The organism is Mucilaginibacter sp. 21P, assembly GCF_019331605.1.
Lineage (GTDB): Bacteria > Bacteroidota > Bacteroidia > Sphingobacteriales > Sphingobacteriaceae > Mucilaginibacter > Mucilaginibacter achroorhodeus.
On record NZ_CP063061.1, the window covers coordinates 2203009 to 2217864 of the forward strand.

13 protein-coding genes are annotated in these 14856 nt (G+C 43.2%); 1 reads left to right on the forward strand and 12 read right to left on the reverse strand.

Annotation, left to right across the window (positions count from 1 at the left end; genetic code table 11):
- Positions 1-62: 62 nt before the first annotated feature.
- The 9 genes from INP83_RS10080 to INP83_RS10120 form a co-directional block, all read right to left on the reverse strand.
- Positions 63-923: an AMP nucleosidase gene (locus INP83_RS10080; RefSeq protein WP_219127322.1), complete on the reverse strand. Its 861-nt coding sequence runs from the start codon at positions 921-923 to the stop codon at positions 63-65.
- A 135-nt stretch (positions 924-1058) separates the two neighbouring features.
- The gene (clpX, locus tag INP83_RS10085; protein ID WP_146271617.1) at positions 1059-2297 is read right to left on the reverse strand and encodes an ATP-dependent Clp protease ATP-binding subunit ClpX; all 1239 of its coding nucleotides are present in this window, start codon (positions 2295-2297) and stop codon (positions 1059-1061) included.
- Between the two features lie 90 nt (positions 2298-2387).
- The gene (locus INP83_RS10090) at positions 2388-3119 is read right to left on the reverse strand and encodes an ATP-dependent Clp protease proteolytic subunit (RefSeq protein ID WP_146271619.1); all 732 of its coding nucleotides are present in this window, start codon (positions 3117-3119) and stop codon (positions 2388-2390) included.
- Between the two features lie 377 nt (positions 3120-3496).
- Entirely contained in the window at positions 3497-4846 is a 1350-nt protein-coding gene (gene tig, locus INP83_RS10095; RefSeq protein WP_219127324.1) for a trigger factor, read from the reverse strand.
- A gap of 229 nt (positions 4847-5075) precedes the next feature.
- The gene (locus tag INP83_RS10100; RefSeq protein WP_219127325.1) at positions 5076-5804 is read right to left on the reverse strand and encodes a head GIN domain-containing protein; all 729 of its coding nucleotides are present in this window, start codon (positions 5802-5804) and stop codon (positions 5076-5078) included.
- 125 nt (positions 5805-5929) lie between these two features.
- Positions 5930-6523: a GIN domain-containing protein gene (locus INP83_RS10105; protein WP_219127326.1), complete on the reverse strand. Its 594-nt coding sequence runs from the start codon at positions 6521-6523 to the stop codon at positions 5930-5932.
- 201 nt (positions 6524-6724) lie between these two features.
- Entirely contained in the window at positions 6725-8281 is a 1557-nt protein-coding gene (locus INP83_RS10110) for a glycosyltransferase family 39 protein (protein ID WP_146271627.1), read from the reverse strand.
- Positions 8282-8419: 138 nt separating this feature from the next.
- On the reverse strand, positions 8420-9727 hold the full coding sequence (murA, locus tag INP83_RS10115; RefSeq protein ID WP_146271629.1) for a UDP-N-acetylglucosamine 1-carboxyvinyltransferase: 1308 nt from the start codon (positions 9725-9727) through the stop codon (positions 8420-8422).
- A 153-nt stretch (positions 9728-9880) separates the two neighbouring features.
- The gene (locus INP83_RS10120; RefSeq protein ID WP_146271631.1) at positions 9881-10627 is read right to left on the reverse strand and encodes a DUF4290 domain-containing protein; all 747 of its coding nucleotides are present in this window, start codon (positions 10625-10627) and stop codon (positions 9881-9883) included.
- Between the two features lie 190 nt (positions 10628-10817).
- On the opposite strand from INP83_RS10120, the gene INP83_RS10125 reads away from it, so the two are divergent.
- On the forward strand, positions 10818-11921 hold the full coding sequence (locus INP83_RS10125) for a mandelate racemase/muconate lactonizing enzyme family protein (protein ID WP_219127328.1): 1104 nt from the start codon (positions 10818-10820) through the stop codon (positions 11919-11921).
- Positions 11922-11997: 76 nt separating this feature from the next.
- Here INP83_RS10125 and INP83_RS10130 read toward each other — a convergent pair whose 3' ends face one another.
- The 3 genes from INP83_RS10130 to INP83_RS10140 all read right to left on the reverse strand — a co-directional run bounded on the left by INP83_RS10130 (position 11998) and on the right by INP83_RS10140 (position 14839).
- The gene (locus INP83_RS10130; RefSeq protein WP_219127329.1) at positions 11998-13368 is read right to left on the reverse strand and encodes a dipeptidase; all 1371 of its coding nucleotides are present in this window, start codon (positions 13366-13368) and stop codon (positions 11998-12000) included.
- 185 nt (positions 13369-13553) lie between these two features.
- On the reverse strand, positions 13554-13886 hold the full coding sequence (locus tag INP83_RS10135) for a YbjQ family protein (RefSeq protein WP_219127330.1): 333 nt from the start codon (positions 13884-13886) through the stop codon (positions 13554-13556).
- Between the two features lie 26 nt (positions 13887-13912).
- Complete coding sequence (locus INP83_RS10140) at positions 13913-14839, reverse strand: alpha/beta fold hydrolase (RefSeq protein ID WP_219127331.1); 927 nt, start codon at positions 14837-14839, stop codon at positions 13913-13915.
- Positions 14840-14856: the final 17 nt, after the last annotated feature.

Consider the following 14856-nt stretch of genomic DNA (forward strand, 5'->3'; position numbering starts at 1 on the left):
ACTATAGCGTAGCGGCAATGCGGGTTTCCGAAATAAAGGAAAGTGATTAAAGCACTTACGCTTTAAAACTTCAGGTGCTTAACGGTTAAGCCACCATTTATGAGTTGTTTTAACGATTCAATACCTACGTGCAGGTGGGTCTCCACATACTTTTCGGTAACTGTTGAGTCGCTTTCTGCGGTCTTTACACCTTCAGGTATCATTGGCTGATCTGATACCAGGAGTAAGGCGCCGGTAGGTATTTTGTTGGCAAAACCGGTGGTGAATATGGTTGCAGTTTCCATATCTATTGCCATGGCACGTAGTTGCTTAAGATATTTCTTAAACTCTTTATCGTGTTCCCAAACGCGACGGTTAGTGGTGTAACAGGTTCCCGTCCAGTAGTCACGCGAGTGATCGCGGATGGTGGTTGAGATGGCTTTCTGTAGCGCAAAAGAAGGCAATGCAGGCACTTCCGCCGGCAGGTAATCGTTTGATGTGCCTTCACCACGAATGGCGGCAATCGGCAGGATAAGGTCGCCTACGTTATTTTTCTTTTTAAGGCCACCGCATTTGCCCAGGAAAATTACTGCTTTAGGTTTAATGGCGGTTAACAGGTCCATCACGGTTGCAGCAACCGAGCTGCCCATACCAAAATTAATGATAGTAATACCACCAGCGGTTACGCTTTGCATTGGCTTATCTAAACCCATTATAGGTGCGTTCTCATTCCATTCAGAAAACAACTGCAGATACTTTGAGAAATTGGTTAGGATAATGTACTCGCCAAACTGATCAAGCGGCCTGCCGGTGTAACGTGGCAGCCAGTTTACAACAATGGCATCTTTGGTTTTTAAACCACTCTTAACAGGGGAGCTTACCTCTTTGGGTGCTTTAACAGTTTGGGTACTGTCGTCTTTTTTAACATCTAATTCTTCGTTCATATGCTATTATTTTAGGCGGCCGGGCGGCCGCAGTGTACAAAAACGAAACGTTTTTACACAGCAAACCCCGGCTAATTGCCAGGGTGCCTTTAATTTTGAGATATGCAAATATAGTAATTTACTATGATATTTTGGTTAAGCCACCTTTAACTTTTTAAGGTCGCTTTTTTCAAACTTCTCTCTTGCATAGTCGAGCGTAACTGTTAAACGCTTTACATCTTTTTTAGAAGGGAACTCAAACATGGCATCTATCATGATAGCCTCACATATAGAACGAAGACCACGTGCGCCCAGTTTAAATTCCATTGCCTTATCAACTACAAAGTCTAAAACATCGGCATCAAATTCCAATTTCACACCCTCATATTCAAACAGCTTTTTGTACTGTTTAAGCAACGAGTTCTTAGGCTCTGTAAGAATGTTGTGTAAAGCTTCGCGGTCAAGCGGGTTCAGATATGTAAGAACCGGCAAACGACCGATCAGTTCAGGTATCAACCCAAATGATTTAAGATCCTGTGGCGTAATATATTTGTACAGGTTCTTTAGGTCCACCTCGGTATCTTCGCGTTTAAACTTGTAGCCAACGGTTTGTGTACGTAAGCGGTTAGCTATCTTTTTCTCGATGCTATCAAAAGCACCACCGCAAATAAAAAGGATATTGCTGGTGTTCACCGTGATCATTTTCTGATCCGGGTGTTTACGGCCACCTTGCGGTGGTACGTTTACCATTGTACCCTCTAATATCTTTAATAAAGCTTGTTGCACTCCCTCGCCGCTCACATCACGGGTAATTGAAGCATTATCGCTTTTGCGGGCAATTTTGTCAACCTCATCAATGTAAACTATCCCTCTTTCGGCAGCATTTACATCATAATCAGCAGATTGCAGTAAGCGTGTAAGTATGCTCTCAACGTCTTCGCCAACGTAGCCGGCTTCGGTTAGCACGGTGGCGTCACAAATACAGAAAGGTACATTAAGCACTTTGGCAAGCGTTTTAGCCAGCAGGGTTTTGCCTGTGCCGGTTTCGCCAACCATAATAATGTTCGATTTTTCAATCTCAACCTCGTCCTTATCAACACGCTGGTTGAGGCGTTTGTAATGGTTATAAACCGCTACCGACAATACTTTTTTTGCATCGTCCTGGCCGATAATGTATTGATCGAGGTGTGTTTTTATTTCAGAAGGTTTCAGCACCGACGGTACGGCAGGGGAAGCCTTCACCTTGCGTACTTTAAGTTCTTCGGCTAAAATTTCGTTCGCCTGGTCAACACACTTATCACAAATATGGGCATCCAAACCGGCGATCAGCATCAGGGAGTCTTGTTTACCTGCGCCACAAAACGAGCATCTGATCTCCTTGCTGTTCTTGTTCATTTTAAAACGGTTTTATCAAAAATAATCAATTAGCGGATGTTTACAAATCCAACTACAGTTAAAGGATTTCACCCGCTAATTGTTTATAAATTATTTACTTGAGCTTGCTCGCAGCACTTCGTCAACCATACCAAACTCTTTTGCTTCTTCAGCAATCATCCAGTGGTCGCGGTCTGATGCGTCCCAAACTTTCTGGTAATCGGCACCGCTGTGTTCGGCTATTATCTCGTACAATTCTTTCTTCAGTTTGGTGATCTCGTGGTAAGTGATCTCGATATCAGATTGCTGGCCTTGGGCACCACCTGATGGCTGGTGTATCATCACCCTTGAGTGTGGCAACGCAGCACGCTTACCTTTTGTACCGGCCACTAAAAGCACAGCACCCATTGATGCTGCCATACCTGTACAGATAGTAGCTACATCGTTAGAGATAAATTGCATGGTATCATAGATACCTAAACCTGCGTATACCGAACCACCCGGCGAGTTGATATAGATCTGAATATCGCGTTTTGCATCAGCCGATTGCAGGAACAATAGTTGCGCCTGGATGATGTTAGCGTTTTGATCGTAAATGGCATCGCCAAGAAAGATGATACGGTCCATCATCAAACGAGAGAACACGTCCATTTGGGCAATATTCATTGGGCGCTCTTCAATGATGTAAGGCGTCATACCAGTGATGCCGGGGCCGGTAACAATACCCGACGGTGTTGACGAGCGGTTTACGCCGCCAATAAATTTATCTACGTAAGTGCTGCTTATACGGTGATGTTTAACAGCATATTTTCGGAATTCATTTTTATCTGGAATGCTACTCATGGTATTTAATTATTCTTGTTAGGGATTGGGTAAATATAGTTTTTAGTTGAATAGAATTTGAAAAATATAGTTTTTAGAAAGTAAAAATTAAGCCCGGCCTCTTCAAAGAAAGCCTCTCCCCAAACCCCTCTCCAAAGGAGAGGGGCTTTAAGCGCCTCTTTAATCCTTGTCATTCCGATCCGCCGGCGGGCGAAGAACAATCTGATCTGCCGCCCACTCGTCGGCGAACAGATGCTTCAATACGTTCAGCATGACAAAGGTTGTTTTAAGAGCCTCCTCTAAATCCCCCCCCGATAGGAGAGGCGTTCCGCATAAAACACAAAAGCACCTGCCTTTTGGGCAAATGCTTTTGGTAAAGTTTGTATGTAAGAAAAATATTAGTCTTCCAGCTTGTTAAAATCTGTGAACAAAATTTCTTTCTTATCAAGGGTAATTACACTTTTAATGTAATCAAAAACCCTAACGGCTTTCACTTCTTCAAATATCTTGTTTGCATTTTCTTTGTTTTGCAGATATTGAACAGTGTATTGTGCCAATTGCTCGTCAGTTAAAGATTGCTGGCTGTACATTCTGAACTGGTTGTTCAGGCTTTGTTTAGCGTAAGCAAAAACCTCGTCATATTTAATATCGATCTGGTTATCAACTACAATTTTGTTGGCAATAAGCGTCCATTTAAGGTTTTTCGCAAAGTCTGCATAACCGCCTTCTAATTCTTCATCAGAAAGTTTTTCGTTGGTTGCTTTTAACCAGCGTTTCAGGAACTCATCAGGCAATTCAAATTGTACTTTATCTAAAGTGTAGTTGTAGATATCGTTTTGCAATTTGCGTTCGCTGTCCTGCTGCATCATGGTCTCAAGCTCTTCAGTGATCTTCTCACGGAAGCCTTCTTCGGTTGTAACAACACCTTCACCAAATAATTTATCAAAGAACTCCTGGTTAAGATCTGCCTCATCTAAACGGTTTACATTTTTAACCGTAAGCTGGAAGTTTGATTTTAACTCAGCTGCTTCATCTTCTTCAATTTTTAATAAACCGGCAACTTTAGCTGCATCATTTTCAAAAGCTTTTTGAAGATCGATAGTAACTACATCACCCTTTTTTAAACCGATCAAAGATTTTTTAACCTCTTCGTTTTTGATCTGATCTAAACGTACAGATGCAGTATTGCTAATGCCTCCTTCAAAAACAGAACCATCCGGAGAAAGTTGCACTAAATCAGAATAAAGCACGTCATCCTCTGCCGATACGTCAGGGTTTGTCATTTTGCCATACGCACGACGGATGTTTTTTTCGCGTGAAGCCAATGTCTCGGCATCAACTTTGATCACGTATTGGGTTAATTTATCTTTTGATGAGAACTCAACGGCAAACTCAGGCGCTAAACCTAATTCGTAAACAAACTCAAACTCATCGTTAAAGTCCCAGTTGTATTCTTTCTCGTCATCAAGCTTAGGTAGGGGCTGGCCCAATACTTCAAGCTTTTCGTCTTCAATATATTTGTTCAGTTTGTCTGATAACAAAGTATTGATCTCGTCAACCAAAATGCTTTTACCGTACATTTTTTTGATGTGGCCTGCCGGAACCATGCCTTTGCGGAAGCCCGGAAGCTGCGCTTTTTTAGCTTGTTCTTTAATAGCTTTATCAACTTGTGGCTGGTAATCTGCCGGGCTAAGACTGATCTTTAACGTTGCATTCAGGGCGTCTTTTTTCTCCTGTGATATATTCATCTTTTACAGTTTTGTTAATGTGTTGTGTATAGCCGTTTTAGGGTAATCGGCAATACAAAATTGAGGCGCAAAAGTATGAATTAATTTTGAGAAAAATCAGGCTTTTGTGTTTTGCTTTTCGGCAGGCGATCTATGTGCTTAGATATTTGAACCGACATGTTTAAATTACAATGGCGACCAATGGCCGCCATTGTATATGTTTGGATTAACAAGAAGAGTTAAATCCTGATCAATCTATTTTTTTAACCGATGCAGCGCCGGTTTTATCTGTGTTAACGGTCGACGGTGTGCCCCTGTATTTCACCTCAGATGCGCCGGTGCTGTGCACATTAAGTTCGTTTAACACATTGATGTTGCAATCGCTGGCGCCTGTAGTTTCAAGGTTGTAACGGCCAACAACAAATTCAAGTGCATTAATGTTTCCCGAACCGGTTAAGCGCACATCTGCACTTGCAGCCTGGCCACGCAGGTCTAATTCGGTTGAACCTTTCCCTGTAACGCGAACATTGGTTGCGCTTAGATCCATGTTAATTTTGGTAGCTCCCTTTAATTCCAGCTCCAGGTCTTTAGTATTTAAACGGCCGTCAGATTTTAGTTCTATACCGCCCGAAGCTTTCAAAGACTCGAGATTGCGCACGCCTACAACTAAGTTCATTTGGTGGCTACCACATATATTGCGCTTATTCTTTATCAGCAGTGTGTTGCCGCTTACTTCTGTTTGGATGTATTGTAACAGGTTATCATCAGCATTGATGGTTAGGCTTTGAGAACTGTCTTGTTTAAGGGTGACATTGAAGCCGCCTGAAACTTCCAGCTTAGTAAATTCTCCGGTTTTGCGGGTCTCGGTTTTGATTTTACCTGATCCCTTTTTGCATCTGAACCTTTTGCAAGATGAGCTTAGCACGGTAAGTGAAGCAAGGGCAATAACAAATGGTATTTTAAAATAGCGGGTTTTCATAACGGTTTAGTTTTAGTGTTGTATGACTGCTTAAGGCAGGATGAAGTTACATTTAAAATTAAAAAAGCCACCACTAAAAATAATGGTGGCTTTGGAAGAATGATAATGTATTTAACTTAACTATGTTATAAACTTGATAGGGTATTGGCTTTGATAATTTGTGTTTTTATTACTTCTGCAGCTACAAGATTGTTATGGTTAACATTGGCAGGTTTTGCACAGGCCAGGTTGTAACTGTTTACGTTACCGGCAAGTGAAACTTCTGCTGCATCGTCTACAGTCACATTAGCTGTATAAGCATCAAGTTTAATATCAGCTTTTGCGCTGTTGTAAAGTTTTACGTCCAACTCAATTTTTGAAAGGTTACCAAATGATCTTACCTCGGCATTATCGTAAGCAGTGATTGCTCTAAGATCGTTTGCGGTTACCCAAACCACCAATTTTTGGTCGGCGTATGATGAGATACGAAGCACTCCATTTTGGCTTTGTACCAAAGCGCTCTCAGCATAGTACTTGTTGTAAACTTTTACTTTGTCGCTATCACCATCAGATACATATAGTTCCACATTTCCGTGGATCTCAATTTTATTGATCTTGCTGATGTTTGTTAAAACGGTTGCCTCTTTGTCGTTTCCGTTGAACGTATTAGCGAAAGTAGTTTTGGTGTTTACCATGGCCATGAACATTACGGCTGCGATGGTTAATATTGTTGTTTTCATGACTGTTAATATTTTGATTATGAATAATATATGTGATGTTGTTTTGTTATTGATACTACTATGACGCCCACAAAAAAAAATCGTTACAGCCAATAAGTGTAAATTAGACACAGTGCCGGTTTTGGTCGGTAAGCGGTGTATTTGTGTCGGTGAAAACGGTAAAAAATTTGAAGGGGTGGGGGTGCCAGGCTTATTTAAAAGTTATTGCAGGCGTTTTTTGGCCAGTTCGGCACGATAGATCTCGTTCAATTTTGGTGACGGATCGGTAAGAAGATAGATGCGTACGCCATGTTCCCGGGCAAGGGGTGTTTGCACCTGCCCAACCAGTTTATAACTGCCAACCACTTTGCTTAAACGACGTTCAACATTGTCGTCATCATCCACATAGATAATGTATTTGGCATTCAGGTTATCTGCAGCCCACAATTGGAAACTGCTGTTGAGTGACACTACCTCGGGCAGTCCATATTGATGACGATAATGGTGAAGCGCACCCGCTTCCCCGTAATTATCTGCGTACAATTGTGTATTTTTCTGTTGTTCAGGGGTAAGGCTATGGTAAACGTCGGCTGCTTTTTTGGCCATCTCATCCCAACCAAGCATGTCGGCATAATCCTGCGTTAGCGGATGTTGCTTTTGATCTTCCCAGGTAATAATAAATTTGAAGAAAGGGTAGCGTTCTGTTTGGCGTTTAATAAAGCTAACGGTATCCTGTAATGATAATATAGGCAATACAAGCGGTAGCAACAGCATGTTAGGGATAACTACAATAAGCAGAGCTAAGCTCCGTAACAGATATGCCTGGCGTTTTAAGATTCGCTCAAAAGCAAAACCACCGGTTGCAAATAACATAGGGTATGCGCCAAAAATGTAATAGCTTTTGCCATTCATCTTAAGCAAAAACAGGAATATCAATATATAAGCTATCGCCATAAACCTGAACCTGCGCAACCTGAATGATGCAAACAAAGCAATAAAGCCCGTTAGCCAAACAAACAAAGCCGTGCCGTTTACCAGTAGTTGCTGCTCTATAAAATCAAGCGGATGAACGTAATCCAGCTGCGTTTCACGCAGCTCGCGCATGTGGGTAATCACCGGCAGGTGGTGGGCAAACTGCCATATCACATTTGGTAGAAATATCACAGTTGCAACCAGTGCGGAATAAAATACATGGCGATTGTAAAGCAGCTTCCGCTCCCGGCTGATAAGGATGCCGATGATAAGCGACCCGGTAAAGAATGCCATGGTATACTTGGTAAGCATACCAAGGCCAACGGCAGCACCAAGCCAGTAAAGGTAGCGAACATCGGCAGTGTTCAAATATTTGCAGAAAAGCCAAACGGTAAGCACCCACCAAAGCTGATCGAAAACTACAGGCTGAAACAAATAACCGCTGGCGGCAAAAGCGGGGGAGAAGATAAGCGCCAAACAAGCTACTGTAATGGCAAAGCGTTTCCCGCCAAGTTCAACGGTGATCAAACCGGTTAACCAAATAATTAAACCGCTGGCAAGGGTTGAGAAAATGCGCGCGGCGAATACGGAGTCGCCAAATACCGAAAGGGTTATTTTAGCCAATAAAGCAATAAAAGGCGGCACTTCTTTGTACCCCCAATCCAGGTGATCGCCCAATACCAAATGAAGCAATTCATCTCTGTGAAAGCCAAAATTTTTGATAGCAAAAAGGTTAAGAATAACCTTAAGGGCTACAAATATGAGTATAAACGGGAAGTACGAAGATTTCCGGTTTTTGTAAGGCATCTCAGGTATGTTGTACTGGAAGCGATAAATGTAGTAAAAAGAGCGAAAAGGAGAAAACCCTGTTAATTGACAAAAACAAAGGACAAAAGATTATTGAAAACATCTTTTGTCCTTAATCTTTTAATCTTCAATCTTCGATCAAACGCGTTTGATATCTGCACCAAGTGCGCGCAGGCGCTCATCGATATTCTGGTAACCGCGTTCTATTTGTTCAATATTATAAATGGTAGATTGACCTTGAGCAGATAACGCCGCGATCAGTAACGATACCCCTGCGCGGATGTCAGGAGAGGTCATGGAAATACCACGTAACTGAATTTGTTTATCCAAGCCAATAACGGTAGCACGATGGGGATCGCAAAGAATGATGTTGGCACCCATATCCAAAAGCTTATCCACAAAGAACAGGCGGCTTTCAAACATTTTCTGGTGAATCAGCACTGAACCCTTTGCCTGCGTGGCGACTACTAATACGATGCTTAACAGATCGGGCGTGAAACCCGGCCATGGTGAATCTGCTACCGTTAGTAGCGAGCCGTCAATAAAGGTGTCTATCTCGTAATGGTCTTGCGACGGAATGTAAATGTCATCGCCACGGCGCTCCAGCTTAATACCCAGGCGTTTAAAAACGTCAGGTATCATACCAAGTTCGTCGTAGTGTACATCCTTAATGGTAATTTCAGAACCGGTCATTGCGGCCATACCGATAAAAGAACCGATCTCTATCATATCCGGCAGCATACGGTGCTCGGTACCGCCAAGTTCGGTAACGCCTTCAATGGTCAGCAAGTTTGATCCTATGCCGCTGATTTTTGCGCCCATGCGGTTAAGCATTTTGCAAAGCTGCTGCAGGTAAGGTTCGCAGGCCGCATTGTAAATAGTAGTAGTTCCTTTGGCTAATACTGCAGCCATTACAATATTGGCCGTACCGGTAACAGATGCCTCATCCAGCAGGATATAAGTACCCTGCAGGTTTGATGCATCAACATTATAAAAACCATTTTCGGGGTTAAAGTCAAAACGTGCGCCCAATTTTTCAAAGCCCAGAAAGTGAGTATCCAGCCTGCGACGACCAATTTTATCGCCACCCGGTTTTGGGATAGATGCACTGCCGAAACGTGCCAACAGCGGGCCGAGGATCATGATAGAGCCACGCAGGCCGCCACCTTTGGTTTTAAAGGCTTCGGAATTAAAAAAGTCCTGGTCTATTTCTTTGGCTTCAAACGTTGCGGTATCGCGAGAGATGCGGTTCACCTCAACACCCATATCGCCCAAAAGCTCTATCAGTTTATTCACATCCTGTATATCAGGGATGTTGCTGATGGTCATTTTTTCGCCGGTTAGTAAAACGGCAGATATAATTTGTAAGGCTTCGTTTTTTGCTCCCTGCGGAATGATCTCGCCCTTTAGCTTTTTACCGCCTTGTATCTCAAATGCGTTCTTCATGTTTAGTTAATGGTTGATGGTTCATAGTTCATGGTCCGGATCAGAAAGCCGAAGCATGAATACCGCGCAAAGATTATAAAATAATTGCAATGCCGCAGGCAGTCTGGTTCATTTCTATGATCTATGAACCAATAACTATGAACACATGTTCAATTAATATTTTTTCGCTCCTCCGTTGTTGCGGTTACGGTTATTTTGGTTGTTATTATTGCGGTTGTTCTGGTTGTTATTGTTCTGACGACCGCCGCCGCCTCCGCTACCACCGCGATTATTCTGATTATTAGTACGGCCGCGATTGTTGTTGTTATTATTATTGTTGTTGTTAGTGCGGAATTCAACCTTAGCAAGGTTAACATTCTCTTCAAGTTTAAGCTCACCGTTAGACAATGAATACAGATCATTGATAATGATCTCATCTGCAACAGAATCTTTATTCCACTGCACATATGCCATTTTCATGAAATTGGCAATAGCCTGTACCATGTGGCGCTTACGATCCGGCTCCTCAATACTTTTAGCCTTTTGTATCATTAGCTCTATGGTTTTACCGTAATGGCGGGATTTGATGCGCTGATTAGGGTATTTTAAAGGCTCCGGCTTAATATGGATCGCTTCTTCTGTAGGTTTCGGGTATGGCGAATCAACATCTAATTGAAAGCCCGAAATAATGTGCAGGTGGTCCCAAAGTTTGTGTTTAAAATCGGCCACATCGCGCAGATGGGGGTTAAGGAAACCCATCAGATCAATAACTACCTGTGCGTAGCGGTTACGCTCTTCTTTGGTTGGCAATGCAACAATGTATTTCACCATGTTTTGCACATTGCGGCCGTATTCTGTAAGTAAAAGTTTGCTCCTGGTTGAGTTGTAATCAAACGGACCAGGCAAGTTGGTTAATGCCATGAATATTTTATTATTAAATAAGTTCGTGAAATGTTTTTTAGTTCATGGACAGTTTCACAGACCGAAGGCGGAAACCGGAGAACCAAAATGGAGTACTTTGTAGTAACGCAAATATACAGTAAATGTGTTAAAGTGCAAATGTTGCGTTTACTACTTAATTTCTGCTATTTTAGCATAAAGCATATAACCAATGTGTGTTACTATTACCTCCATCGATATTTACCGCTTCAGCATCCCGATGGAGCCTTTCACCATTGCCACCGGCACTATGGACCATGCAAAGAATGTTTTTATTCGGGTGCATACCGATGCAGGCTTGTACGGTGTGGGCGAATGCTCGGCCTTCCCCATGATCGTAGGAGAAACGCAGGATACCTGCCTGGTGATGGCTAAAGATTTTGCGAAGTTATGGAAAGGCAAGGGTGCTTTGGATATTGAAGCCCGCTTGCAAGAGCTTCACAGCTTTACTGCCGGCAATACCACCATCAAAAGCGCTTTTGATATGGCATTGTATGATATAGCAGCCAAGCACGCCGGCCTGCCGCTGTACAAATTTCTTGGCGGCGAAAAGCGAGAGATTGAAAGTGATATTACTATCGGTATTTCCTCACCGGAGAATATGGCTAAACAGGCTATTGTGTTCAAAAACAATGGAGCAAAGATCCTGAAGGTAAAACTCGGTAAGAACGCGCAAACCGATACAGAACGGATTAACGCCATAAGACAAGCCGTTGGTCCCGATCTGAAAATACGTGTTGATGCCAACCAGGGCTGGGCTTTTGATGAAGCTGTTTTTGCCCTGCAAACCATTGCTAAACACGACATTGAATTTTGTGAACAACCTATGCGTACGTGGTACGATGATAAGCTGCCCGAGTTGATGCAATTATCGCCGGTTAAAATTATGGCCGATGAAAGCGTTTACAATCATCATGATGCACGCCGACAAATTGAAAGCGGAAGTTGCGATTACATCAATATAAAAATGGCAAAGGCTGGTGGCATACATGAGGCCAAAAAGATCCATGATGTAGCAGCAGCACACAGCATCCCCTGTATGATGGGCGGTATGCTGGAAAGCCGTATAGCCCTAAGTAGTAAACTGCACTTTGTGTACGCAAGCCCTAATATCAAATTTTACGACATGGATACCTGTATGCTCGGCCACCTGCAAGACCCTTGCCTTGGCGGGGTGACCTATGACGGTTACAAGCTAAATATCAGCGATGCTGTGGGGATAGGGGCGGATGCGGATGAAGGGTTTTTGGAAAGGTGTGAGAAGATAACGGTCTAAATCAGAATTTTCAGAATTTTAGAATTTACAGGATTAGAAATCATTCTGAAAATTCTATAATCCTGTAAATTCTGATTTACTTACTCAACTCAGCAAAATACTTATGAAACAACGGGATGGTTTCAATGCCTTTGTAGTAATTGAAAATGTCATACTTCTCATTTGGCGAGTGCAGGGCATCACTATCCAGGCCAAAGCCCATTAACACTGTTTTTATACCCAGCTCAGCTTCAAATAAAGCCACGATTGGGATACTGCCGCCGCCACGGGTTGGGATGGGCTGTTTGTCAAAAGCTTCTGCAATCGCTTGTTGTGCCGCGCGGTAAGCAACGCTATCGGTAGGGGTAACAACAGGCTCGCCGCCATGGTGAGGGGTAACTTTAACCTTTACGTATGGCGGAGCTATCTTAAGGAAATGATCTGTAAATAATTGAGTGATCTTTTCGCTGGTTTGGTTTGGTACCAAACGCATCGAGATCTTGGCATTGGCTTTTGACGGCAATACCGTTTTGGCGCCTTCGCCGATGTAACCGCCCCAGATGCCGTTTACTTCAAGCGTAGGGCGGGTGCCAGTACGTTCAAATGTAGTGTAACCTTTCTCGCCCCATACCTCGGCAATGTCCAGGTCTTTTTTGTATTCTTTCTCATCGTAAGGTGCCGCGTTAAGTTCCTTGCGCTCGGTTTCGCTTAGCTCAATTACATCATCATAGAAACCTGGAATGGTGATATGGTTATTATCATCATGCAATGAAGCTATCATTTTAGCCAGGATGGTTGCAGGGTTAGCAACCGCACCACCATAAACGCCGGAGTGCAGGTCGCGGTTAGGGCCGGTCACTTCTACTTCAAGATATGATAAACCGCGCAGACCGGTCTCCAAAGATGGATGCTCCATGCTGATCATCGAAGTATCAGATATGAGTACGACATCTGCCTTTAAGCGATCTTTATTGGCTTTAACAAATATGCCCAAGTTGTTTGAGCCTACTTCTTCCTCGCCCTCTATCATAAACTTTACGTTGCAGGGAAGGCCATCGGTCTGCATCATCAGCTCAAAAGCTTTTACATGCATATAAAACTGGCCTTTATCATCACAAGCGCCGCGGGCATAAATTTTACCATCGCGCACAGTCGGTTCAAATGGCGGCGTATGCCAAAGCTCAAGCGGATCTGGTGGTTGAACATCATAATGACCGTATACTAAAACGGTGGGTTTTGATGGGTCGATCAATTTTTCGCCGTAAACAATAGGGTAACCCGCAGTTTGGCAAACCTCCACATTATCAGCACCGGCATCGCGTAGTTTTTGGGCCACATAATCAGCCGTTTTTAGAACTTCGGGAGCATATTTAGGGTCGGCACTTACAGAGGGGAAGCGCAGCAGCTCAAAAAGTTCATCGAGCATGCGCTGTTTGTTATCATCTACATATTGCTTTATAACTTGCATAAGCGTGGTGTTTGTGGCAAATATAGTATATTCGGATTTTATGCGGGACTCATCGACTCATAATAACGATGTCATTTCGAACGAGCGGCAGCGAGGAGAAATCTTCTGCAAGCGATACTTACACCGTGGAAGATTTCTCCTCGTACCTCGTTCGAAATGACAGTTCTGGTATGGTTGAGAAGCAATTACTCCGCTTTCTCAACAATAACGGCAGTACCGTAAGCCAATACTTCAGTAATGCCCTGCATTACCTCGTTAGCATCATAGCGCATGCTAATTATCGCGTTGGCACCAAGTGCTTGCGCGTGTTGTATCAATAGGTGAAAAGCTTCTTCACGGGCATTCTCACAAAGCTCAACGTAAACAGATAAGCGGCCGCCGAATAGCGATTGTATACCACCTGCAAAGTTGCCCACAACGCTACGGCTACGAACGGTAATGCCGCGCACAACACCAAGGTGTCTGGTTATTTTATACCCTTCTAAATTGGTGCTGGTTGTAATAAGTGACTTGTCCATTGTTTGAATGTGTTTTTGGTTAGATGTTATTTCTTCAGAAATGTTACCAATGCCGGGTTCACAACGTCCGGTTGCTCCAGGTGAGGCAAGTGTGCTGCATCATCAACAGGTAAAAAATCTGTCTTGACAAGCTTGCGTACTGAATCGCTATACGTAAAAGGTACAGTCTTGTCCTCTTTGCCCCAAATTAAAAGAATCGGTTTATGCTGATTGTTAAGCGAAGTATAACTTTCTTTTGAGTTGTAATTAGCCAGGTAATCATAATCGGTTGAGATAAGCGCATGCCTGAAGCCTTTGTATTCCATCTGCGGGCGATACTGCTCGGCCCAGTTTGGGTGCTTATCGGGGTATTTAAAATCTTCCATCTGGCTCAAAGCACGTTTTTCAGGGTCTAAGGCCTCCAGGTAATCGGCGGCTATCCGTGGCAGTTTGGGCTGCCCTGTCACATAAGCGGGATCTATTAGTAATACTTTGTTCACATTAGCCGGATAAGCTGCTGTATAGTCAGTTGCCAACGCCCCGCCGAAAGAAACACCAACCAGGCTAAATGGCTTTTTTAAATGCAGTTGGTCCACAAGTTCATTAAGCTGTTCAAAATAAAGTTGCTTATCATAGGTAACATCGGGCCTGTCAGATAGTCCGCGGCCGTACATATCATAACGTAAAACCTTAAAGCCATGCGAGGCGAGGTACTCAAAAGTGCCGTTCCAATTGTAGTACGGTACACTAAAGCCATGCAGCATTACAACCAGCTTACCGCTGTCGGGGCCGTCTAATTCGTAATGGGTAAAGCCTTTACTTAGCTCAACGTAGCTTCCATTGGTATTCTTGCGGAGTTCGTAGGTGAGCTCTTTTTTTTCGATGTTTTTAAAATAGTAGACGATAAAAAGGGCAGCGCCACCAAAAATAATGATGATGAGCAGTACGGTGAATAGTTTCCTTAAAAACTTCATTGTGTTAGGGGTATTGG

Excerpts from the sequence above, each read along its gene's own strand:
- INP83_RS10080 (WP_219127322.1), bottom strand. The coding sequence starts at position 923 with ATGAACGAAGAATTAGATGTTAAAAAAGACGACAGTACCCAAACTGTT.
- clpX (WP_146271617.1), bottom strand. The coding sequence starts at position 2,297 with ATGAACAAGAACAGCAAGGAGATCAGATGCTCGTTTTGTGGCGCAGGT.
- INP83_RS10090 (WP_146271619.1), bottom strand. The coding sequence starts at position 3,119 with ATGAGTAGCATTCCAGATAAAAATGAATTCCGAAAATATGCTGTTAAA.
- tig (WP_219127324.1), bottom strand. The coding sequence starts at position 4,846 with ATGAATATATCACAGGAGAAAAAAGACGCCCTGAATGCAACGTTAAAG.
- INP83_RS10100 (WP_219127325.1), bottom strand. The coding sequence starts at position 5,804 with ATGAAAACCCGCTATTTTAAAATACCATTTGTTATTGCCCTTGCTTCA.
- INP83_RS10105 (WP_219127326.1), bottom strand. The coding sequence starts at position 6,523 with ATGAAAACAACAATATTAACCATCGCAGCCGTAATGTTCATGGCCATG.
- INP83_RS10110 (WP_146271627.1), bottom strand. The coding sequence starts at position 8,281 with ATGCCTTACAAAAACCGGAAATCTTCGTACTTCCCGTTTATACTCATA.
- murA (WP_146271629.1), bottom strand. The coding sequence starts at position 9,727 with ATGAAGAACGCATTTGAGATACAAGGCGGTAAAAAGCTAAAGGGCGAG.
- INP83_RS10120 (WP_146271631.1), bottom strand. The coding sequence starts at position 10,627 with ATGGCATTAACCAACTTGCCTGGTCCGTTTGATTACAACTCAACCAGG.
- INP83_RS10125 (WP_219127328.1), top strand. The coding sequence starts at position 10,818 with ATGTGTGTTACTATTACCTCCATCGATATTTACCGCTTCAGCATCCCG.
- INP83_RS10130 (WP_219127329.1), bottom strand. The coding sequence starts at position 13,368 with ATGCAAGTTATAAAGCAATATGTAGATGATAACAAACAGCGCATGCTC.
- INP83_RS10135 (WP_219127330.1), bottom strand. The coding sequence starts at position 13,886 with ATGGACAAGTCACTTATTACAACCAGCACCAATTTAGAAGGGTATAAA.
- INP83_RS10140 (WP_219127331.1), bottom strand. The coding sequence starts at position 14,839 with ATGAAGTTTTTAAGGAAACTATTCACCGTACTGCTCATCATCATTATT.